Source organism: Bauldia litoralis (genome assembly GCF_900104485.1).
GTDB classification, from domain to species: Bacteria; Pseudomonadota; Alphaproteobacteria; order Rhizobiales; family Kaistiaceae; genus Bauldia; species Bauldia litoralis.
Genome location: NZ_FMXQ01000002.1, coordinates 40,532 through 62,619, shown reverse-complemented (window position 1 = coordinate 62,619; position 22,088 = coordinate 40,532). Strand labels below are relative to the sequence as shown.

Genomic DNA, 22,088 nt, shown 5'->3' with positions numbered 1-22,088 from the left:
GTCAGACCCCGGCCGACCAGCCGGCCTCGGCGACAAGCGCGCAATATTCCTCGCGCCCGGCGGCATGGTCGAAGGGCAGCGGCGGGCGGATGGTGTCGATCATGCGGGCGACGCGATTTCCCGACGCCCCGCCAAGCCGCGGCGAGGCCTCGGCGACGGCGCGCATTTCGTCGATCTGCCCGTTGCAGTGAAGAACGATATCGCACCCCGCATCGTGGATCGCGATGGTCCTGTCGCCGAAATCCCCGGAGAGGGCCTTCATCGAAACGTCATCACTCATCAACACCCCGTCGAAACCGATTCGCTCGCGAATGATATCGCGAATCACCACCGGGGACGTGGTTGCCGGCTGGTTGGGGTCAACTGAGCTGTAGACAACGTGGCTGGTCATTGCCGCGGGAAGGTCGGCGAGCGCCACGAAGGGCGCGAAATCGCTCTCGCCAAGCGTGTCGAGATCGACATCGACGACCGGCAGGTGGTAATGGCTGTCGGACAGCGCCCTTCCCTGCCCCGGGATATGCTTGACCACCGGGCAGACACCGCCGGCGATCAGGCCGTCGGCCATCGATCGCCCGAGGATCGCGACCATGCCGGGATCGCCCCCGAAGGACCGGTCGCCGATCGCCTCGCTGGCGCCGGCGACGATGACGTCGAGAACCGGCAGGCAATCGACGTTGATGCCGATATCGATGAGATCGGCAGCGATCAGGCGGCCGTGGAGCCAGGCAGCGCGTCGGCCCCGTTCGAGGTTGGCCTCCGCCACCACGCCGATGAAGCGGCCGGCGGGATAGTCCGGCCAGTGCGGCGGCCGCAGGCGCTTCACGCGCCCGCCTTCCTGGTCGATGAGTACCGGTGCGTCGGGCCTGCCGACGGCCTCCCGGAACTGAGCGGTCAGGCCGCGCACCTGATCCGGTGTCTCGCAATTCCGCTTGAACAGGATCAGGCCCCAGGGCCGTTGGTCCGCGAACAACGCCGATTCCTCATCGGAAAGGCGGATTCCGGCGCAGCCGGAAATGAAGGCCTTCTCAGTCATGATCGCCCCGATTTGCCGCTAACGGGCGACGATGCAATCGCCACCGGCGGATTTCAGATCGTTGCAGAGCCGCGTCGCGTCGTTTCCAGAGAACGGGCCGATCCGAACCCGGTAATAGACGCCCCGGTCGCCGAGATCGGCCCGGATGATCGCCGCCTGGTAGGGTCCGAGGATATTCGGATAGCGGGATTGAAGACTGCGATAGCTCTCGCGCGCCGCATCCTCCGACCGCTGGGCGGAGACCTGCACCAGCGCACCGCCGGAACCGGCCTGGGGGCTGGCTGTGCCGCCCGAGCTGCCCGGCGTCAGGTCGATCGGACCATTCGCGTCGCCCGTGGTTGCGACAATCGTCGGCTGCGCCGGCCTGGCCGGCGCAGGTGCCGGTGTGGCGCGGGGTGTCACGGGTTCGGCGACGGCCGGCGGATCGGGGATCTCCTCGACCACCGCGACAGCTTCCTCTTCGGCGGGAACCGTCCCCGGCTCCGGCGTCACTTCTTCGACCACCGCTTCCTCAACCGGCCCGGTAGCGCCGAGCGGATCCTCGATGACCGGCAGTTCCTGGCCTTCGAGCACGGCATCCATGTCCGTGCGGGCATCCGAGCCGAGATTGCTGAACTCATCGACAGGCGCGGCGTCGACGGATTCCGGAATCGGCTCGCTGCCTTCTTCCACGGCTTCGCTGCTGACGATGGTGCCGTCGGGACGGACCACGACGGTCCGAACCTTCTTCGGTCCGAGCGACGGATCGGTGTCCGCTGATGGGTCAACCTCGGCGACCACCATTCCGTCGCCGGTCGGGTCACCGTCGCCAAAAGCCTCGAGCGGCCCGTCTATGCCAGGACCGCCGGGGATGATCACGCGGGTGATCGGGTTGTCGTCCAGTTGCTCGTCGGAGGGCGATACCTCCGCGATCGGATCATTGCCGGTCGCGACCAGCGTTGTCTCGTTGCCGCCTCCAGAGTCATCGACCCGGTCGTAGATCAGCTTGCCCTGCTGGTCCGTCTCACCGGCCGCGCCTTCTTCGGGAAAGACCTTCGACGGCTCGCCATCGGCGGTGATGATCGGCGGCGGAGATCCATTGCCGCTGTCGCCTTGGGTGAGGAAGAAGCCGGCGGCGCCGATCGCGGCAACAACCAGTACGCCACCGACCGCGGTCAGCGCGCGTCCGGAGCGCCGACGCTTCATGCCCGCCAGTTCCTCCTCCGGAAAGGGCGGCAGGTCGTCTTCCGGCGCGAAGGCAGCGGTGTCGAGATCGTCCAGCGAGAACTCGTCCTCGTAGACCGCATTCGGATCGTCGAGTTCGGGGGCTTCGCCGAACGATTCCGCTGCCTCGTCGTCGTAGCGCGGCTCCGGCGTGACATCGGGGGAAAGGCGCGTTGCCGCGCGCGGCGGTGCAAAGCGCCCCGCGCTCGCGCTTTCCGGCGCGCGCAAGGCGCGATCCATACGCTCCTGCCGCGGCGGGAGCTCATTATCGTCGGAATCAACGGGTCGGACCGGCGGCATGCCCGACCGCAAACGCAGCCGCGAAAGGTTTGGCCGCTCAGGCGCTTCCGGCCGTTCGCCGTGCGGCGGACGCAGGCTCGGCGGCGCCGGGCGCTCGGGTATGGAGCGCCGTTCCAGCGGCGGACGTTCCGCCGACGTGCGTTCGGCTGCCGCGGGACGCTCGCCAGGGGCCGACCGTCGCGGTAGCGCGACTTGTCGACGAGGTTCCCCGATGGGAGGCGGCGGCGGGGTTGCGTGCTCCTCGTGGGGCGGTTCGTATTGGGTCGGCTCGATCTCCGGCGCGAGATCGGGACCGTCATCGAGATCGACCGGCTCAGGGCTCGGCTCCCTCGCGGCTCGCGTCACGCCTTCGAGTTCGGCCAGCACGTCTTCGACGCTCTGCTCGAAATCGGCCTCCGGGCCGGCGCGCCGGGGGCCTTCCACGTGCGGCGACACCGATTCTGGCGGCTCGTCCGGTATCGTGAATTCCGGCAGTTCGGGCTCGGGTCGAGCCGGAGTCTCCTCCCCTTCAAACGGCACGCCCAGCGCCGCGAAGGACGCCTGAAGGTCGCTCAGAAGTTCCGATTCCAGATCGTTGGCGAGGTCGGCCTCCTGCGCCGCATCGGGCGTTGCCGACGACGACCGTCCCCTGGCGTCCGGCGCCGGGTCCATAGTCGTCCGGCCCGTCACGATACGCGCCAGTTCGGCCAGCGGATCGTCGTCAGGTGCGGCGGCGTCGGGTCTCCGCCCCCCGGGCGGGCGGGCCGACAATTTCGGATCGTAACGATCAGACATAAAACTTCGCTCTCACTCCAGGAGTCCGGCGGTCGCTTCCCCCCGCGACGTCAACGCATCTCCTCGGGCGCGCTCACCCCAAGAATAGCCAAACCGGAGGACAACACCAATTTTGTGGCATGAACGAGAGCAAGCCGCGCCAAAGTCGAGTGTGGATCGGTATGGTTAATAAAACGCAATTGAGGCAACTCCTTGCCCCGATTCCAGTGGCCGTGGAAATCCGAAGCCAACTCATGAATGAAGTAGGCGATCCGATGCGGTTCCTGCGCCTCCGCGGCGGCTTCGACCATCCTCGGAAACTCCAGTAAACGGCGGATTATCGCCAATTCTCCGACATCGGTCAGGTGATCGAACGGAGCACTCGCGAGGGCGGCGTCGCTGACATCGAGATCGGGCATTTCGGTCGCCGCCTGGCGAAAAACAGAGCACGTCCGGGCGTGCGCGTATTGCACGTAAAATACCGGATTGTCCTTCGACTGTTCCGTGACTTTCTCGAAATCGAAGTCGAGTTGGGCATCATTCTTGCGGAAAACCATCATGAAACGAATCGGGTCGGGCCCGACCCGGTCGACCAGCTCACGCAGGGTGATGAAGTCACCCGACCGCTTCGACATCTTTACCGGTTCGCCGCCGCTGAGCAGTCGGACGATCTGGACCAGCTTCACCTCGAAATGGGCATCGCCGCCGCTGATCGCCTTGATCGCCGCCTGCATGCGCTTGACGTAGCCGCCGTGATCGGCGCCCCAGACGTCAATGAGGTGCCGGAAGCCGCGGCGCAGCTTGTCGTAGTGATAGGCGATGTCGGACGCGAAATAGGTCGGGGTCCCGTCCGATTTCTTCAGGGGCCGGTCGACGTCATCGCCGAAGGCCGTGGAGCGGAACAGCAATTGTTCGCGGTCTTCCCAGTCCTCCGGCAACTGCCCCTTGGGCGGCGGCAGACGCCCTTCATAGACGAGGCCATCGTTGGAGAGCTTTTCGATCGCCGCCTCGACGGCGCTCGGTGACCCTTCGGTCAGGGTCCGCTCGGAGAAGAACACCTTGTGGACGATATTGAGCAGCGCGAGGTCGTCGCGGATCATGGCCATCATCGCGTCGATCGTCGTCACCCGGACGATCGGCAGCCACTCTTCCTCCGGCATGGCGATCAGGATATCGCCGTGTTCCCGCGCCAGCGCCTCGCCGACCGGCTTGAGATAGTCGCCGGGGTAGAGGCCCTCGGGAATTTCCCCGATGGTCTCGCCCAGAGCCTCCAGGTAGCGAAGATAGGCCGAGCGGGCGAGCACCTCGACCTGCGCGCCGGCATCGTTGATGTAGTATTCGCGGGTCACGGCGAAGCCGGCGACCGACAGGAGGTTGGCGAGGACGTCACCAACGACCGCGCCCCGGCAATGGCCGATATGCATTGGTCCGGTGGGATTTGCCGACACATATTCGACATTGACCGCCTCGCCCCCGCCCATGTCGGAGCGGCCGAAGGCGTCGCCGCTCTGGATGAGTTGCCGAAGCGCCTTGTGCCAATATCCCGCCGACACGCGGAGATTGATGAAGCCCGGCCCCGCGACCTCGGCGGCGTCCACGTCGGGGTCCTCGGCCATCACCGCGGCGATCCGCGTCGCCAGGTCACGCGGCTTCACGCCCATCGGCTTGGCCAGCACCATGGCGGCGTTGCAGGCGAGGTCGCCATGCGAGGGGTCGCGCGGCGGCTCGACGACGATCCGTCCCACGTCGACGTCGTCGATTCCGGATTGCGAAGCAATCAGTTCGACGGCGGCCTTAAGTCTGGTGGTGAAGTCGTGAAAGATGTTCATGGCGCGGCTGGGTCCCGGGAGTGAAGCGCCGCCTATCCCAATTCCGCAGGGGCGTCAAACTATCGGCGCAGGACCAGCGTTTCCCCGATGCGGGGAACAACCCCACCGGCGGCAAGGAACCGCCGCCGCTGTTCCATCGGCGCTTCCTCGCTGAGCGGAAAGGTTCCCCAGTGAATGCCGATTGCCGTTGTCGCGCCCATGGTCGCCGCGATCTCGGCCGCCTGGTCCGGCGAAACGTGGAACGGCTCCTGGAACCAGCGCGGCGACCAGGCGCCGATCGGGACCAGGGCAACATCGACCGGACCCGACCGCCGCCGGATCTCCTCGAATATCGAGCCGTAGCCGGTGTCGCCGGAGAAGTAGAGGCGATCCTCGCCGCTTTCGAGGATCCAGCCGCTCCAGGACATCGCATTGAGGCGGTATGGCGGGCGACGCACGCCGTGGATGGCGGGAACAGCTTGAACGGTCAGGTCGCCGTGCCGGTCGGTGGCGAACCAGTCCAGCTCCCGGACATCGCTGAAACCGGCGCGGCGCACCAGATCCGCCGTGGCCAGCGGGACGTAGACCGTTGTCCCCGGGTTCCGCCGGGCGAGACGCCGCAGCGAGCCGAGGTCGAGATGGTCGTGGTCGGCATGCGAGATGACTATGACATCAATGGGCGGCAAGCCGCTCGGCATCGGGCGCGGTGGGGCAAGCCGCGCCAGGCGGACCGGCCCGGCGCCGATCGTGTCCCCCAGCACGGGATCGGTCATCACCCACTGCCCGCCGATCCGGGTCAGGGTGGTCGCGTGGCCGATCCAGGTGACAGAGAAGGCCGCGGCCGCCGCCTGCCTGACACCGGCCTCCGCCTCGGGGACGGACAGGACGTGGCGCGGCGGCAGCCTGTCCGCATTGGGAAACAGCCCGAGCAACATCTGGCGGGCATGCCGCGCCCATTCATCCCGGCTCGCAACCGGCTCCGAATAGGTGCCTATGTTGTGGAACCGACCGTCCGAATAGTGGCTGCTGTCGACCGGTTCCAATGCCGTGGTCACGCAACCGCCGAGCGCCACGGCAAACATCGTCGCCGCAAGACGATGCAGCCTGCGGGAACGTGCTGTCCGGACCGGGCTCATGCCGCCGGAAAGAGACGACGGTATTCCGCAGTCGCATAGCGGTCCGTCATCCCGGCCAGGAAATCGGCGACCTGGCGCGCGGCCGCCCTGTCGTCGAGGTCCGGCCCGGGACGCCAGGACGCGGGCATGGACTCCGGGTCGGACCGATAGCGGGCGAACAGGCGACTCACGATGTCCTCGGCCTCGCCCATCACCGACATAACGGATTCATGGCGATAGACGGCGGTGTGGAGATGGCGCTTGATCTCCTCATCGGCCTTCCGCATCGGCTCGGAGAAAGCGATCACCGCCTCCCCGCCCTCGCGCACCGCGTCGCTGGAGGTCGGCGCCATCCGCTCGATCCGGCGCAGCGACTCGGCGATCACGTCCTCGATCAGCACGGTAATCAGGCGGCGCCCCAGTTCGTGGATGACCCGCTCGGTGGCAAGGCGCGGGTGCTCGTTCGCAATGTCCGCCAGGATACGGCCCGGCAGTTCGAGGTCGGCGAGCGTTTCGAGCGACAGGAGGCCCGCCCGCAAGCCGTCGTCGATATCGTGGGTGTCGTAGGCGATATCGTCGGCGATGGCGGCGGCCTGGGCCTCGGCGCTCGGCCAACTCCACAGCCAGAGGTCGTTCTGGGCCGAAACGTCCGTGAATGTCTGCGGGATACCGCGCTCGGTGTAGCGCCCGATCGGGCGGCCCGCGCGGTCGGTCAGGGGGCCATTATGCTTGACCAGGCCCTCCAGCGTCTCCCAGGTCAGGTTGAGGCCGTCGAATCGTGGATAGCGGCGCTCCAGGAGGGTGACGACCCTGACGCTCTGGGCGTTGTGATCGAAACCGCCGTAATCGACCATCGCCGCGTCGAGGGCGCGTTCGCCGGCATGGCCAAATGGCGGATGGCCAAGGTCATGGGCGAGCGCCAGCGCCTCGGCGAGGTCCTCGTCCAGCCGCAGGGCCCGGGCCAGCGCACGGGCGATCTGCGACACCTCGAGGGTATGGGTCAGCCGCGTCCGGTAGTGATCGCCTTCGTCGACCAGGAAAACCTGGGTCTTTTCCCGCAGACGGCGAAATCCTGTCGAATGCACAACCCGGTCGCGATCCCGCTGGTATTCGGTCCGGGTCGGGCTTGGCGGTTCGGCGAAGAAGCGGCCGCGGCTCCTTGCCGGGTCGGCCGCGAAGGACGACCGGTCGCTTCCGCCAAAACCGATCTTCTGCGTTATCATCGCACCGACACCGGCCCCTCGGGCAATTGACTTCGCCCCTGCCGCTTCATAACTATCGGTTCAGCGGAAAGACAAGCGATGACAGACGTTTCGACAGCCAATGTGACCCTTTCCGATAGCGCAGCCGCCCGGATTGCCAAGATTCTGGCGGCGGAGCCGGGCGGAACCGCGCTGCGTATCAGCGTTTCCGGCGGCGGTTGCTCCGGATTCCAGTACGGTTTCGACCTCGACCAGACACGGACCGACGAAGATCTCGTGCTTGAGCGCGACGGCGCGGCCGTTCTGATCGACGCCGTCTCCCTTCCGTATATGGAAGGTTCGGTCATCGACTTCGTCGACGACATCATCGGCCAATCATTTCAGATCAAGAATCCGAATGCGACCGCATCTTGCGGATGTGGAACGAGTTTTTCCATCTGAGGGAGTGATCATGGCGGGAGCGAAGAGCCGGACGCCGCGATCCTCCAAGCCGCCTGCACGCGTCAAGCCGGCGTCCCCCGGCGGCCGCGCCAAGGCGGCGAGCACGCGAACCAGAAAACCCGCGACCCCGGCGAAGCCCGCCAAGACGGCGCCGGCCAGGAAGAAACCGGCCGCCGCCAAGCCTGCCACCAGCGCGCGCCGGCAGATTGGCAAGAAGCCCGCCGTCGTCGGCGGTCTGCATCAGGTCGCCCTCTTGGCCAACGACCTCGACACGGCGGTCGATTTCTACCGGAATGTCCTCGGCGTTACCTACATCGACCGGTTCGATCCTCCCGGGCTGGCCTTCTTCGACCTCGGCAACGGCCTGAGACTGCTGCTCTCGGCCACGGCCTCGGAAGCGACGCTCTATTTTTCCGTCGACAACATCACCAAGGCGGTTCGCACACTCTCAGGTCGCGGAGTCTCCTTCCTGCAGAAGCCGGCCATGGTCCATCGCGACGACGAGGGCCGCCTCGGCAAGAAGGGCGTCGAGGAATGGATGGCGTTCTTCCGCGATCCGAGCGGCAACCTTCTTGCGCTGGTTGCCCGCAAGTAGGCTTCTTTTAACCGTCCCGCGATGCCCCCCGGCGGGCGACATGCTCCCTTCTGTCCCCGCACGATACTTTTTTAAGGCCGGTCTGGTGTGGTTGCCTGGTCGAAGGTCGGCCTGCGGGATACTCATGGAACGATTTGCAAGACAACCGGAAGCGTCCGGGCGCGACGTGCGGATGTCCGAACTGCTGGGAGCGCTCAGCCACGCCCTCGACCTGACCGAGGGACAGGCGGACGGGCATTGCATCCGCTGCTGCTGGATCGGCATCCATATTGGTCGCGAAATCGGCCTTTCCGACCAGGAGATCTGGGAACTCTACTACACGCTCTTGCTCAAGGATCTCGGCTGCAGCAGCAATGCGGCGCGGATCTGCCAGCTCTATCTCGCCGATGACCTGACTTTGAAGCACGACTTCAAGCTGGTCGGCGGTGGGCTGCCCCAGGTCCTCAAATTCGTTGTCAGCCACGCTGGTGCCGACGGCAGCCTCGCCGATCGTTTGCGCACCGTCCTCGACCAGATGAAGAACGGCGACCGCTATGTCCATGAGGTGATCGAGACACGGTGTCATCGCGGTGCCGACATCGCCCGGCAGATGCGCTTCTCGGAGGGCGTGGCGCTCGGCATCCAGGGTCTCGACGAACATTGGGACGGCGGCGGCCAGCCCTATGGCCTGAAAGGCGAGCAGATCCCTGTCTATGCGCGCATCGCGTTGCTGGCCCAGGTGGTCGATGTGTTCAATTCCAGCGGTGGCCCCGCCAGCGCGCGGGCCGAAGCACGTCGACGGGCCGGCAAATGGTTCGATCCTGCGCTTGTCGAAGCGTTCACCCGGGTCTCCGCGACGGAGGCCTTCTGGCACCGCCTCGCCGCTCCCGATCTCGACCGCATCGTGCTCGACCTCGAGCCGGCCCACCAGGCGCGTCCGGTCGACGAGGATTTCCTCGACGAAATTGCCGCCGCCTTTGCCCAGGTCGTCGACTCCAAGAGCCCCTACACTGCCGGCCACAGCGAGCGGGTGGCGCTAATCACCGACCTCGTCGCGACGGAACTTGGCGTCGACGTCGCCAGACGCCGGTGGCTGGGGCGGGCGGCCCTCCTTCATGACATCGGCAAGCTCGGGGTCAGCAACCGCATTCTGGACAAGGCTGGAAAGCCGACCGAGGCGGAGTGGGAGGCGATCAAACGTCACCCGGCGCATACCGAGATGATCCTGTCGCGGATCGGGGCGTTCGCCGACATGGCCGAGATATCCGCCGCCCATCACGAGCGCCTTGACGGCAAAGGCTATCCGAAGGGACTCGCTGGCGACGAAATCGCCTTCGAGACCCGAATTCTGACTGTCGCCGACATCTACGAGGCGATGACCGCCGATCGGCCATACCGTGCCGGGATGCCGTCGAACAAGGCCCTGGAGATCATGTCACGCGACGTCGGCACTGCGATAGACGCCCAATGCTTCGAGGCGCTTCAACGCGTCGTCGGCAGGATCGAGACCATACAGGACGTACGCGGTGCCGACCTCGCGAAAGCGTCGTAGCGCCTACTGGAACGCGGTTTCGGCGAAGCTTCGCAGCTTTCGTGAATGAAGCCGGTCGGGCTCCATCGCCCGCAACTTCTCCATTGCCCGGATGCCAATCTCGAGGTGCTGGTTGACCTGGCGGCGATAGAAGTCGGACGCCATGCCGGGCAGCTTCAACTCGCCGTGCAGCGGCTTGTCGGAAACGCAGAGCAGCGTTCCGTAGGGAACGCGGAAGCGAAAGCCGTTCGCCGCGACCGTCGCCGACTCCATGTCCAGCGCGATCGCCCGCGACTGCGAGAACCGCTGGACCGGTTCGCGGTGGTCGCGCAGTTCCCAGTTCCGGTTGTCGATCGTCGCCACGGTGCCGGTCCGCATGATCCGTTTTAGCTCATAGCCCGACAGGCCGGTGACTTCCGCGACGGTCTCCTCAATCGCCACCTGAACCTCGGCGAGTGGCGGGATCGGCACCCATTTCGGCAGGTCGGCATCGAGGACGTGGTCCTCGCGGACATAACCATGGGCGAGCACATAGTCGCCGAGCGCCTGGGTGTTTCGCAGGCCGGCGCAATGGCCGAGCATCATCCAGGCATGCGGCCGCAGCACCGCGATGTGATCGGTGATGGTCTTCGCATTAGACGGCCCGACGCCGATATTGACCATCGTCAGCCCCATGTGACCCGGCCGGGTCAGGTGGTAGGCCGGCATCTGGGGCAGCCGGTCCGGCGCGTGGCCGGCCTCCGGCGCGTCGCTGCCCGAATAGGTGACGACATTGCCCGGCTCGACAAAGCTTTCGTAGCCGTCGTCGCCGGCCGCCATCATCAGCCGGGAGCGCTCGACGAACTCGTCGACATAGAACTGGTAGTTGGTGAAGATCACGAAATTCTGGAAGAAGCCCGGCAGCGTCGCGGTGTAATGCGGCAGGCGGTGGAGCGAATAATCGACCCGCGATGCCGTGAAAGGCGCCAGAGGCAGCGACGCGCCCGGCGCTGCCTCGAACGTGCCGTTGACGATGGCGTCGTCCATCACCGCGAGATCCGGCACATCGAAGACGTCCCGCAACGGCGTTTCCATCATGTCGACGATCTTGCCCTCGACATGGACACCGTCGGGAAAGGCGAAGTGCAGCGGGATCGCCTCCGCCGACGGGCCGACCTCGAGCTTCACGTTGTGATTGCGCAGGAGCAGCCGAAGTTGCTCGACGAGGTATTCCCGAAAAAGGTCGGGTCGGGTGATGGTCGTCGCGTAGACGCCGGGACCCGCGACATGGCCGTAGGACAGCCGGGAATCGATCTGGGCGAAGGTCGTGGTCTCGATACGGACTTCCGGATAGGTCGCCCGGACCCGCCCGCCGGGACTTCCATTGGCAAGCATGCGGGCGAACTGCTCGCGAAGGAAGGCGGTGTGGCGCTCGTAGATCTGTTCGAGCCGCGCGACCGCTGCTTCGGCATCGTCGAAGCGCTTGCGGGCAATCCGTTTCGGCGTGATCAGGCTGTCGTTGGGGCTTTTCATTCCGGCACCTCGTTCAAGGTGCACCGGACTGTCGGCCACCGCCCGCCGCCGGTCAAGGTTCGCGGCGACGGGACCTGTTCGTGCACCGTGGGGCTAGCTCTTCAGCGTCGCCTCGAGGGTGATGTTTTCCACCGCCGCCAGCGCCTTGGAGACCGGGCAGATTTCCTTGGCTTTGTTGGCCGCCTCGGCGAAGGCTTCCGCGCTGATGCCCGGCACGGCCGCCTCAGTCACCAGCTTGATGCCGGTGATTCCGACGCCGGCCTCGATGGTGACTTCCGCCGTGGTGTCGATGCTGGTCGGCGGATTGCCGCCCGCCGTCAGGACACCGGACAACTGCATCGAATAGCAGCCGGCATGCGCCGCCGCGATCAGCTGCTCGGGATTGGTGCCTGCGCCGGTCTCGAACCGCGAGGCGAAGCTGTAGGAGCCCCTGAATGTGCCGAATGCAACCTCGCCGCCGCCTTCCTTGAGCGAACCGTTCCATTGCGCGTCGGCTTTCGAAACCACTGCCATTTCCGCCTCCTTCGTTGTTGATATCGCCAGATCGATAAGAGGATGGGGCCAGAAAATCCAGAGCCAATGACGTCCACCGCCTCCTTTGGCGGCGCCCGGCGCTCGAAAGTGCTGACCGGCCGCGTCGCGCTCGTTATGCTCGCGGCGGCATTTGGCGGAGGCGGCTTTGAGAATCGCGACGTGGAACATCAATGGCGTACGCGCCCGGATTGACGGCGCGGTTGCCTGGGTGCGCGATGCCGCGCCCGACGTGCTTTGCCTCCAGGAGATCAAGTCCGCCGACGAGGCGTTTCCGCGCGAAGCCTTCGAGGACCTTGGCTACAACGTCGAAACCCACGGCCAGAAGGGTTTCAACGGTGTCGCCATCCTGTCGAAGCTGCCGATCGACGAGATCTCGCGCGGCCTCCCGGGCGATGACGAGGACGTCCAGGCACGCTTCATCGAGGCGGTCTTCTCGGTCAAGGGCGGCGCGATCCGCGTCGCCTCGCTCTACCTGCCCAATGGCAATCCGGTCGGCTCAGAGAAGCTTACCTACAAATATGGCTGGATGGACCGGCTCGAGGCGTATGCCCGGGCCCATCTCGCGGCGGAGGAGACCTTCGTCATGGCGGGCGACTATAACGTCATCCCGGAGCCGGAAGACGCACGGCACCCGGAGAACTGGCGCGACGACGCGCTCTTCCAGCCCGAAACACGCCAGCGTTTCCGCCGCCTTCTCAACCTCGGGCTGACCGACGCCTTCCGCGCCTGCACGACCGAGCCCGGCCACTATTCCTTCTGGGACTACCAGGCCGGCGCCTGGCAGCGGAACAACGGCATCCGGATCGACCATCACCTGCTCTCGCCGCCAGCGGCCGACCGGCTGGTATCGGCGATGATCGACAAGCGGACCCGCGGCTGGGAGAAGCCGTCGGACCACGTTCCGGTGGTGATCGAACTCGACGTCTGACGGCGGCTACGCCGGGGCGCGATACCGTGCTATACTCGGCGCATGGGCAAGCTCACCGCCCTCACCCTCCTCCTGATTGCGGCGACGCTGCCGACAGGCGCGACCGCCGGCCCGGATTGTCGTTGCCGGGCCGAGGGCCAGTTCTTCAACCAAGGCGATCTCTTCTGCATCCGGAACGGCGACGGTCGGCGTCTGGTGCGCTGCGCCATGTCGCAGAATGTCACCACATGGGATGTCGTCGAGGACAGTTGTCCGACCGTCAGCCTGACACCCCTGCCCCTTGCGCCGGGAAAACTGGCGCAGGCGATGCTTGAGGATAGGCTGGACGACTGACCGATCACGCAGATGTGGCTTGAGCAATCCACCGTCGCACAGGACACTTCGACAGTCAGGCACAGGAGAGCGGCATGAGAAAACGCAGCGCACTCGGGTCGGTGATCTTCGCAATGGCGGCGCTTGCAACCATGCCGCTGACAGCCGCCGAGGCTTCCCTGATCTGCACGAATGCCGGCAACCGCTACCAGGTCGGCGACTATGCCTGCCTGCCGGGCTGCCACGGACGCCAGCGCTACGCGCGTTGCGACGCACTCTCGCAGAATGCGTCCTGGACCTACGTCTCGGATGTCTGCCCGATGGCGATGTTCACGCCGGAGACGCCGGACGGCGTGACCGTGGCGCCGGTTACGACCGCCATGTCGCCCATCCCCTACGACATCACCAGTTGCGCCATCGACCCCGAGATCGAGGCACGGCTTCCCGGCTGACGGGATGGCGACCGCTGGCCGCCATCACCCAGTATGATCCGCCGTCAGGCGTAGACGATGTCGATATCGGCGTCGAAATCGTCCGCGACGCCTTCGACAAGGATCGTCTGGCGGCCGTGGCCGGCCTCCTCCACGATGACCTTGACGTCGTCACCCTTGGTCTTGACCGTAACGTCATCCTCGCTGATGCCGACCAGGCCGATGGTGTCGAAGCCGATATGAAAATCGGTAATGACATCCTTGCCGAAATCACCGGCAAAGATGAACTTGTTGAGCCCATCGTCGAGGACGACCGCCCCGGCCTCGTTGCCTGACAACTGATCGTTGCCCTTGCCGCCGATGATCGTGTCCGACCCGGTGCCACCGACGACGATGTCGTCTCCAGAGCCGCCGTGCAGCTTGTCGAGGTTGTCGCCGCCATACAGCGCGTCGTCGCCCCTGCCGCCGCGCAGGACATCGACGCCCTTGTAGCCGTTGATCGTGTCGTCGCCGGCGCCGCCGAACATCTTGTCGCCGGCGACGTCGTCGACCGGTCCGGCCGTGATGACATCCTTGCCGGCGCCGCCGCGAATAATGTCTTCGTCAAGGCCGCCGTCGAGGTGGTCGCGCCCCTTGCCGCCAATGATCACATCGGCGCCCGCGCCGCCATCGATGGTGTCGCCGTTGTCGCCGCCATAGATGGTGTCGGCGCCGTGATCGCCGAAGATCGTGTCGCGTCCCTGGTCGCCGTTGATGGTGTCGCCGTCGCCACCGCCGTAGATGGTGTCGTTCCCCTTCATCCCGGAGATATCATCGAGGCCGATGCCGCCGAGCAGCATGTCGTTGCCACGGCCGCCGCGGAGGATGTCGTTGCCCTGGTCGCCGACCAGTTCGTCCGCGCCCGGCCCGCCGTAGAGCTTGTCGTTGCCGCTCAGGGCGAAGAAGGAGTCGTCGCCGGCCTTGCCCCGCGCGATGTCGTTGAAGGAACTCATGATGTAGTAATCGTCGAACACATCGCCGATGTATTTGTAAGACGTCGGGGACACGAGGAGATCGGCAAAATCCAAAGTCGTCGCCTGGGTGTTCATGATGTTCAGCGGAACGCTGATGTTGGTGAACGTCCAGTAGGTGTCCGGGATCGAATTGTTGACGCCGACGAAGCTGGTAACGGTCCCGGTAAGTCGACCGTCAGCGGTAATGCCGAAGCCGGTTCCGGTGAGCGTCTGGGTGAATGTGTCGGTCGTGAACCCGCCATTGAAGGTCAGCGTCGCGGTCGTCGAATTGACGATCGTGTAGCCGGCGGACTGATCGCCCCAACCCTTGACGAAATCCGGTCCAAAAAACGGGCCGTGCACCTGAACCAGTGTCTTCATCTCCGCTCTCCTGTCTTGCCTCGGTCGTTCCCTATGGCGCGGAAGGTGACGGCGAAAGGTTAGTGGAGCGTGACCGCAAAGGACTCAAAAGCCCCAAAGACGCGGCCGTTGAAGGGCTTGGTTGCTCGTTGGTTTACGGATCGGCCGCAGCCGAGCAGGCCCTACTGCTTGTCGAGCCAGTCGCCGGCCAGCGCCATGGCGGTCCGGCGCTCGTTCTCGGTCGCGACAGAGACCGCCCGTTCCTGCATGTCGAAGATCCAGCGATCGGCCGCTTCGGCCTGATCGCGGGCGATGGTCAGGTACATCAACCCGAGAACCGCCTGGCGCGGAATCCCGTCGCCCTCGAAGAGCAGGTGACCCAGCAGCGCCTGCGCTTCGGCGTCACCCTTGTCGGCGGCGAGCTTCGCCCAACGGGCGGCCTGCAGCGGATCGCGGTCGCCACCCTCGCCCTGATAATACATCCAGGCGAGCTTCAACTGTGCCTCGGCGTCGCCGAAATACGAGGCGGCATAGCCGTAGATCTGGCGAGCGCGGCGGAGGTCCTGCTTGACGTTGGTGTCGGGGATACCTTCCTCGTAGTAGCCGCCGAGCGCGACGAAGGCATTCGACACGAAGCGGGAATCCCGCTGGGTCGGATTGTCGTCGGCGTGGGCGTCGGCCATTTCGCTGAAGATCTCGAAGGCCTTGTAGTCGTCCCGCGCCGTGCCGTCGCCTTCGGCATACATCCGGCCGAGCTTCCACTGGGCGATCGCGTTGCCCTTGTCGGCGGCGAAGCTCAGCGCCTCGAGAGCGCCTTCCTTGTCGCCGCTGCGGTAGGAATCAAGGCCGAATTCAAGCGCATCCGTCGGCGCTGTCTCGGCGTTCAGGCTGTTGGCATCGAAGGCCGCCGCGGCACCGGCAAACATGCCGATGGCGGCAAATGCCAGCAGTCCGGGGAACAGATTACGCGTCTGCATAGATCACTACTTCCGCCGCTCTACACACTCAGTCACGGCCCCAAAGCCCGCTCGACCGCACCCGGACGCGCGCCGGCCGGCCATGGTCTGGCGGCGGTACCGTTCGAGCTTGTCGAAAATACGTACTTCCATGACATCCTAGCCTCGGCCACCTGGGTCCGAAGGCAGCGCAGACGACACAAGAATCCGCCTCCCGTCATGCGGGATTGCCAATCGCAAATCTTGCGTCAGGTGCGTTGCCCCCCTCGGCAGGCGACCTGAAAATGAGCCTCACCCTTCACGCCACTTTATGGCCGAACGGCGGCGCTGCCTGATGTTGTAGACGCAACAGGTTAACTTCTCGGAACACTGTGGCGAGGCTGCAACACCCATCAGGGACACGCCTGACGAGTCCCCGGATTCGCGCCTGAAAACCCGCCTGATCGCCGTCCGCCGGCCGATTTCGCAGGTCTGCTGGACAGCCCGTCTCGGTTGCCGGACGGCGCGGAAGCCTACAGCCCGTAGAGGCCCGGCCACTTTTCCGCGGCGCCGCCAAGCTGTTTGGCGCAGGCCCGCAACTCTCCCGCCATCCGTTCGGCGATGAGATCGCGGGCGCGGTCCGGCATCGGGGCGGAAGACTTGCCGCTCTTCCGGTTGAAGTCCGGTGCAATCCGCGCCGTCGGCTTGTCCGGGTCGCCGCCGAGGAAGGCGATGATCTCCCTGCGGAAGTTTACCGCGTCCCCGACCAGGTCGTCGAAGAAGAACAGCCGGAACTGACCGGGCGGCAGCCGGCTCTGCCAGGTCGCGACGATCTGGGTCGAGAAGGAGCGCGCGTCGTAGCGGCGCTGGGACAGGAGCTTGACGATCGCCTTCTCGTCGAGATCCTCGGTCAGACGTTTCTTGAAGACGTGCATGCGGACCTGCGACCAGAATCGCTTGACCGGGTCGCGGGCGATGAAGACGTATTTGGCGTTGCCGAATTCCCTGGCGACCCGGTCGACCATCGGCGGCTTCAAGGCTGAATAGGCCGGCGTGATGTCTCCCGACAGCAGCGCGCCCTTGCGGTCGAACAGCGCCTTGTAGCCCTCCGGGTCGATCTCCTGCCGGTCAAGCGCGATGAAATCGGAGAGGAAGGTCAGATCCTCGGCGACGAGCGGGCGGCGGAAGTCGCGATGCCGTCGCGCGTTATAGCGCTCCAGATCGGTCTCGGCGGCCTTGAGCATCTTGCGCGCCACCTGCCGGCGGGGCTTGGAGAAGTTGAAATACTTCAACTCCTTCATCGGCGGCATCCAGAAATCGGGATGCAGGCTGAGTTGGTCGAACAACCACTGGGTCCCGGCCTTCTGCGCGCCGATGCACATGAAATCCGGCCCGCGAATCGTCCCTGGCAGAGGCGAGGCCTCCTTGCGTTGTGGAGAAACGCCTCCGTCTGCCTTCACGTCACGCAACATCTGTTTCCTTCGTCCAGCAGCGCCTGTATCGACCCGGCAGGGCGCAGCCGCATTGGTCCCGGTCAGACCCGCAATCGTTGGAACGGAGCAGGAACGCCCTCGCGCCCCTGCCATGGAAATGTCAAACTGACCGCTGATTCGACCACCGCGATATGCCTTCCCGGAACCCAGAAATCAATGAAAACCAAAGCGAAAGAATCCGACGACCTGTTCGAGTCCGTCGACACGCAGGTCGGCAGCCTCAAGGCTGTCGCCAAGGCGGCCCGGCAATCCCGCGCCGCGCCCGTGCGCAAGGTGGCGAATGGGGATCCGGTCGCCGACGCGGATTATTCGGCTGCCGACATCGAAGTTCTGGAGGGACTGGAACCGGTGCGCCGGCGCCCAGGCATGTATATCGGCGGGACCGACGAAAAGGGCCTCCATCACCTCTTCGCCGAGGTCATCGACAATTCGATGGACGAGGCCGTTGCCGGCCACGCGACGTGGATCGATGTCCAGCTTGAAGCCGATGGCTTCGTCACCGTCACCGACAACGGCCGCGGCATGCCGATCGATCCGCACCCGAAGTTCAAGTCGAAATCTGCGCTCGAAGTCATCATGACCATCCTCCACGCCGGCGGAAAATTCGACTCGAAGGTCTACGAGACCTCAGGCGGTCTGCACGGCGTCGGCGTGTCGGTCGTCAATGCCCTGTCGGAGTCGCTGGATGTCGAGGTGGCGCGCGGACGGCGCCTCTACGGCCAGTCCTTCGCCAAGGGTGTTCCGACCAGTGGCCTCGAGGAGCGCGGCGAGGTCCATAACCGCCGTGGCACCCGGGTTCGCTTCCGCCCCGACCCCGAGATCTTCGGCAAGGGCGCCATGTTTCGCCCGGAACGGCTTCTGGCGATGAGCCGGTCGAAGGCCTATCTGTTCGGCGGCGTGCAGATCCGCTGGCAGTGCGACAAGACGCTGGTCGAAGGCTCCGATATTCCCGAGAAGGCCGAATTCCACTTCCCCGGCGGCCTTGCCGACTACCTGTCGGCCGAACTTGGCAACGAAAAGACCATTGTCCCGATCTTTTCCGGGCGCACCGAGAAGGCCAGCGGCAACGGTGCCACCGAATGGGCGGTCGCCTGGTTCCCGGGCGACGGGTTCGTCCGCTCCTACTGCAACACGATCCCAACCGGCGAAGGCGGCACTCACGAGGCCGGCCTGCGCGCCGCACTGGTCAAGGGGCTGAAGGCCCATGCCGAGCGGATCGGCAACAAGCGCGCGGCGGTCGTCACCGGGGACGACGTGATGACCTCGGCCGCCAGCATGCTGTCGGTCTTCGTCCGCGAACCGGAATTCGTCGGCCAGACCAAGGACAGGCTGGCCAGCGCCCAGGCGACCCGCATCGTCGAGAATGCGGTGCGCGACCCCTTCGACCACTGGCTGGCGGGATCGCCGAACGAGGCGAACAAGCTGCTCGAATGGGTGATCGACCGGGCCGAGGAGCGCCTGCGCCGGCGCAAGGAAAAGGAAATCGGCCGCCAGAACGCCACCCGCAAGCTGCGGCTGCCGGGCAAGCTCGCCGACTGCTCGTCGCGCAGCAAGGAAGGCACCGAGATCTTCATCGTCGAGGGCGATTCCGCCGGCGGCTCGGCCAAGCAGGCCCGCAACCGGGCGACCCAGGCGATCCTGCCGCTGCGCGGCAAGATCCTCAATGTCGCCAATGCCGGCCGCGACAAGCTGGCGGCGAACCAGCAGTTGTCCGATCTCGTTCAGGCGCTCGGCGTCGGCCTCGGTAGCCGCTACCGCGACGACGACCTGCGCTACGAGCGGGTGATCATCATGACCGACGCCGATGTCGACGGCGCGCATATCGCCTCGCTGCTGATCACTTTCTTCTATCGCCAGACGCCCGAGCTGATCGATCGCGGCCATCTCTATCTGGCGGTGCCGCCGCTTTTCCGGCTGACCCAGGGCAGCAAGACGGTCTATGCCCGCGACGAGAAGCACCGGGACGAACTGATGAAGTCGGCATTCAACGGCAAGTCGAAGATCGATATCGGCCGCTTCAAGGGCCTCGGCGAGATGCTCCCTGCCCAGCTCAAGGAAACCACGATGAACCCGGCGAACCGCGTCCTGTTGCGGGTCCAGGTGGTCGGCGTGGACGAGACCGGCGCCAGCGTCGAGAGCCTGATGGGCAACAAGCCCGAGGAGCGCTTTCGTTTCATCCAGGAGCGGGCCGAGTTCGCCCACGATCTCGATATCTGACCGTCGGACCAGACGATGCGAGGGGAATCCTAGCGTAACCGGTCGTCGATCTCCCGGCCGGTTGCAATGCCTCTTGCCGCGATGCCGAGCGCCGACAGGTAGACGCCAGCGATCATTGCCAGTCCGCGCATCAGCGACAAGCCGCTTCCTTCTTTCAGGTAAGCAAGTCCGAGGTCGCGACGGCTATACATGTGGCCCATCGCGGCTCCGCGCTCCAGAAGGCTGCGATAGGCGACCGGGTCCTCCTCGGTCCCGGTCCCATCCCCGTACATGATGGCGAGCCTGTATATGGAAGGCAGGTGATCCAGCCGGGCGCCCCTCGAATAAGCCGCGAAAGCGGCTTCTTCCTCCCCAAGTTGCATCGCGGTGAGCCCGGTCATGAAGGAGGCCTCCGGCCAGCCGCTCAGTTCGGCCCTTCGGTACCAGCTATTGGCCTGGCGAAAGTCCCGTTGGACATGTTTTCCGGCGTAGTACACCCCTGCCAGATGCGCCATGGCCAATACCGATCCCCGATCGGCCCACGCTTCGAGGTCGGCGATTGCTGCGCCGGGATCCTTGGCGAGCATCGCGTGGGATCGGTTGATGGCCTCGCGGGCATCATCATTGTCAGGGTCGGCGTCCAATGCGCCCTCCAGATCGCTTCGGCAAGCGCGACACCGTCAGTGTTCAACATGGTCGGCTGCCCGCGATCCTCATATCTAGCCAAGCCAACCGCCGGTTGGTAGACCTCGCAGCCGTTTCAACGAACGTTCTCGATGAACGACTGTCAGGAGAAATCTAGATGTACCGCAAGTATGCCCTGATCACCGGCTTCAGCGTTGGTGTGGGACTGGGCGGGACGGCGCTCGCCGATGATGTCGCCGACGCGGTCAATTCCATTCCGGGCGCGATCGAGGATGTGCGGATCAGCGGATCGTGGGAAAACGACGACAAGAGCGGCGCCTACCGCATCGTCGTCGCGCGCACCGGACTTGAACCGGTCACCGCACGCCTGTTCATCCAGTGGCTTGCCTACGAAGTCGATGGCGCCGCCGTCGTCGAGAAATCGGTGGAGATCAAGGAACTCGGCGAACTCGGCCTGGATGTCGTCGACTACATGACGGAATCCGACGTCGACGGTCTCTCGATCTTCATCGAGACAATCAATCCGGCCGACGGCTACGACGAGACCTACGAACTGCACCTGTTCTCGCCGACGGAATACATCTTCGGCCCGGCGACGAACTAGGGGCGCACCGGCGCAACCCGCTCGGCGTCCTTCGCCTAACCCTGCGGCGCGATGCGGTGGCCGATGACCTGTGCGTCATCGCCCTCGCACGGCGCCGAGGCACGCTCGATCTCGAGAGTGGAATGGGTGATGCCGAAGCTCTCGCCCACCAGGCTCCTGATACGCTTCTTGACTGCCTCGCCCGCCGCCTGGTCGTCCGCCTCCTCGGGCAGGACGACATGGGCTTCGAGGGCGCACGCCCGCTCGTCGATCGACCATACATGCAGGTGGTGGACGTTCTTGACGCCGCGCACCGCGCAGAGCGCGGCGACGAGCTTCGGCATGTCGAGGTCCGGCGGGGTGCCGAGCATGAGAATCCGGATGGCGGCGCCGATCTCGGAGAAGGCCATCCACAGGATATAGCCCGAGATCGCCAGCGTGATGATCGGATCGACGATCGTCCAGTCGAAGACCAGGATCAGGATGCCGGCGACGATCACGCCGACCGAGGCCATGGCGTCGGCGACATTGTGCAGGAAGGCGGCCCGGATGTTCATGCTGCTCTTCGACATCGCGTAGGTCATTACCGCGGTGCCGATATCGACGGCGAGCGCAACCCCGGCGATGATCACGACCAGCCAGCCATCCACCGGCTCGGGCTCGAAAAAGCGCAGGATCGCCTCATAGGCCAGGAAGATCCCGACGATGATCAGCGTGGTGTAGTTGATCAGCGCCGCGACCACTTCGGCCCGTACGTAGCCGAAGGTCATGGTTTCGTCCGACGGGCGGCGGGCGATGCGGCGCGCGATATAGGCAATGCCGAGCGACGCCGCGTCGCTGAAATTGTGGAGCGCGTCGGCGACGAGCGAGAGGCTGCCCGCGAAGATGCCGCCGATCGCCTGGGCGACCGTCAGGAGGACGTTGATCCCGACCGCCCACAACACCCGGCGATCGCCGGAACTCCCCCCTTCGCCGTCAAAATGATCATGGTGATGATGGTGATGTCCGCTCACGCGATCCCCTCCTCGCACCCTTGCCGGCCTGCCAGCAATTGCACCCGCCGGGGGCAAAGCGGCGTGTCGCCTTACACAAGTACTTCGCCGTTTACCTCGAGATTAGATTAAATCCCGGTAATCGTTGACAATCCGTGGCCTTTGCCTATGTTCCGGGACGAATTCAATCCGATTGACGGTCCCGTGTCCTTGAC

20 protein-coding genes are annotated in these 22,088 nt (G+C 65.3%); 8 read left to right on the top strand and 12 right to left on the bottom strand.

The features are described from left to right. Position 1: 1 nt before the first annotated feature. The 5 genes from nagZ to BLT60_RS04210 all read right to left on the bottom strand — a co-directional run bounded on the left by nagZ (position 2) and on the right by BLT60_RS04210 (position 7,435). On the bottom strand, positions 2-1,033 hold the full coding sequence (gene nagZ / locus BLT60_RS04230; RefSeq protein ID WP_090875001.1) for a beta-N-acetylhexosaminidase: 1,032 nt from the start codon (positions 1,031-1,033) through the stop codon (positions 2-4). A gap of 18 nt (positions 1,034-1,051) precedes the next feature. Then, complete coding sequence (locus tag BLT60_RS04225; protein WP_090875000.1) at positions 1,052-3,310, bottom strand: SPOR domain-containing protein; 2,259 nt, start codon at positions 3,308-3,310, stop codon at positions 1,052-1,054. Between the two features lie 50 nt (positions 3,311-3,360). Beyond that, positions 3,361-5,118: an arginine--tRNA ligase gene (argS, locus tag BLT60_RS04220; RefSeq protein ID WP_090874999.1), complete on the bottom strand. Its 1,758-nt coding sequence runs from the start codon at positions 5,116-5,118 to the stop codon at positions 3,361-3,363. A 59-nt stretch (positions 5,119-5,177) separates the two neighbouring features. After that, on the bottom strand, positions 5,178-6,152 hold the full coding sequence (locus BLT60_RS04215) for an MBL fold metallo-hydrolase (RefSeq protein ID WP_175478290.1): 975 nt from the start codon (positions 6,150-6,152) through the stop codon (positions 5,178-5,180). A gap of 77 nt (positions 6,153-6,229) precedes the next feature. Further along, the gene (locus BLT60_RS04210; protein ID WP_090874997.1) at positions 6,230-7,435 is read right to left on the bottom strand and encodes a deoxyguanosinetriphosphate triphosphohydrolase; all 1,206 of its coding nucleotides are present in this window, start codon (positions 7,433-7,435) and stop codon (positions 6,230-6,232) included. Between the two features lie 78 nt (positions 7,436-7,513). Here BLT60_RS04210 and erpA point away from each other — a divergent pair, with 78 nt between their 5' ends. The 3 genes from erpA to BLT60_RS04195 all read left to right on the top strand — a co-directional run bounded on the left by erpA (position 7,514) and on the right by BLT60_RS04195 (position 9,981). Continuing rightward, positions 7,514-7,855 carry an iron-sulfur cluster insertion protein ErpA gene (gene erpA, locus BLT60_RS04205; RefSeq protein WP_090874996.1) on the top strand — a complete coding sequence of 114 codons (342 nt, stop codon included), beginning with the start codon at positions 7,514-7,516 and terminating at the stop codon, positions 7,853-7,855. A 10-nt stretch (positions 7,856-7,865) separates the two neighbouring features. Continuing rightward, positions 7,866-8,450 (top strand): VOC family protein, encoded by a 585-nt coding sequence (locus tag BLT60_RS24540; protein WP_210185538.1) that lies wholly within the window; start codon positions 7,866-7,868, stop codon positions 8,448-8,450. A 124-nt stretch (positions 8,451-8,574) separates the two neighbouring features. Beyond that, complete coding sequence (locus BLT60_RS04195; protein ID WP_210185537.1) at positions 8,575-9,981, top strand: HD-GYP domain-containing protein; 1,407 nt, start codon at positions 8,575-8,577, stop codon at positions 9,979-9,981. Positions 9,982-9,984: 3 nt separating this feature from the next. Here the strand turns inward: BLT60_RS04195 and BLT60_RS04190 are convergent, their stop codons facing one another. Both BLT60_RS04190 and BLT60_RS04185 read right to left on the bottom strand, forming a co-directional pair. Next, complete coding sequence (locus tag BLT60_RS04190; RefSeq protein WP_090874994.1) at positions 9,985-11,472, bottom strand: AMP nucleosidase; 1,488 nt, start codon at positions 11,470-11,472, stop codon at positions 9,985-9,987. 93 nt (positions 11,473-11,565) lie between these two features. Next, positions 11,566-12,174, bottom strand: a complete 609-nt coding sequence (locus BLT60_RS04185) for an OsmC family peroxiredoxin (protein ID WP_342028568.1) — start codon at positions 12,172-12,174, stop codon at positions 11,566-11,568. On the opposite strand from BLT60_RS04185, the gene xth reads away from it, so the two are divergent. The 3 genes from xth to BLT60_RS04170 all read left to right on the top strand — a co-directional run bounded on the left by xth (position 12,152) and on the right by BLT60_RS04170 (position 13,698). Next, complete coding sequence (xth, locus tag BLT60_RS04180; RefSeq protein ID WP_090874992.1) at positions 12,152-12,934, top strand: exodeoxyribonuclease III; 783 nt, start codon at positions 12,152-12,154, stop codon at positions 12,932-12,934. The genes BLT60_RS04185 and xth overlap by 23 nt on opposite strands. 42 nt (positions 12,935-12,976) lie before the next feature. Next, positions 12,977-13,267: a hypothetical protein gene (locus BLT60_RS04175; RefSeq protein ID WP_090874991.1), complete on the top strand. Its 291-nt coding sequence runs from the start codon at positions 12,977-12,979 to the stop codon at positions 13,265-13,267. Positions 13,268-13,341: 74 nt separating this feature from the next. Beyond that, positions 13,342-13,698, top strand: coding sequence for a hypothetical protein (locus tag BLT60_RS04170; RefSeq protein ID WP_090874990.1), 357 nt, complete (start codon positions 13,342-13,344; stop codon positions 13,696-13,698). Positions 13,699-13,742: 44 nt separating this feature from the next. Here BLT60_RS04170 and BLT60_RS04165 read toward each other — a convergent pair whose 3' ends face one another. The 3 genes from BLT60_RS04165 to BLT60_RS04155 form a co-directional block, all read right to left on the bottom strand. After that, positions 13,743-15,050, bottom strand: coding sequence for a calcium-binding protein (locus tag BLT60_RS04165; RefSeq protein WP_090874989.1), 1,308 nt, complete (start codon positions 15,048-15,050; stop codon positions 13,743-13,745). Between the two features lie 161 nt (positions 15,051-15,211). Then, on the bottom strand, positions 15,212-16,006 hold the full coding sequence (locus tag BLT60_RS04160) for a tetratricopeptide repeat protein (RefSeq protein ID WP_090874988.1): 795 nt from the start codon (positions 16,004-16,006) through the stop codon (positions 15,212-15,214). A gap of 491 nt (positions 16,007-16,497) precedes the next feature. After that, positions 16,498-17,346 (bottom strand): sulfotransferase, encoded by an 849-nt coding sequence (locus BLT60_RS04155; protein WP_175478289.1) that lies wholly within the window; start codon positions 17,344-17,346, stop codon positions 16,498-16,500. 267 nt (positions 17,347-17,613) lie between these two features. Between BLT60_RS04155 and parE the strand changes: the two genes are divergently transcribed. Continuing rightward, positions 17,614-19,674, top strand: a complete 2,061-nt coding sequence (parE, locus tag BLT60_RS04150) for a DNA topoisomerase IV subunit B (RefSeq protein ID WP_090874986.1) — start codon at positions 17,614-17,616, stop codon at positions 19,672-19,674. A gap of 29 nt (positions 19,675-19,703) precedes the next feature. Here parE and BLT60_RS04145 read toward each other — a convergent pair whose 3' ends face one another. After that, a complete protein-coding gene (locus BLT60_RS04145; protein ID WP_090874985.1) occupies positions 19,704-20,297 on the bottom strand; it encodes a tetratricopeptide repeat protein in 594 nt (197 codons plus the stop codon). A 158-nt stretch (positions 20,298-20,455) separates the two neighbouring features. On the opposite strand from BLT60_RS04145, the gene BLT60_RS04140 reads away from it, so the two are divergent. Further along, positions 20,456-20,902: a hypothetical protein gene (locus tag BLT60_RS04140; protein WP_090874984.1), complete on the top strand. Its 447-nt coding sequence runs from the start codon at positions 20,456-20,458 to the stop codon at positions 20,900-20,902. A 35-nt stretch (positions 20,903-20,937) separates the two neighbouring features. On the opposite strand, the gene BLT60_RS04135 is transcribed toward BLT60_RS04140, so the two are convergent. Then, a complete protein-coding gene (locus tag BLT60_RS04135) occupies positions 20,938-21,894 on the bottom strand; it encodes a cation diffusion facilitator family transporter (protein ID WP_090874983.1) in 957 nt (318 codons plus the stop codon). Between the last annotated feature and the right edge of the window lie 194 nt (positions 21,895-22,088).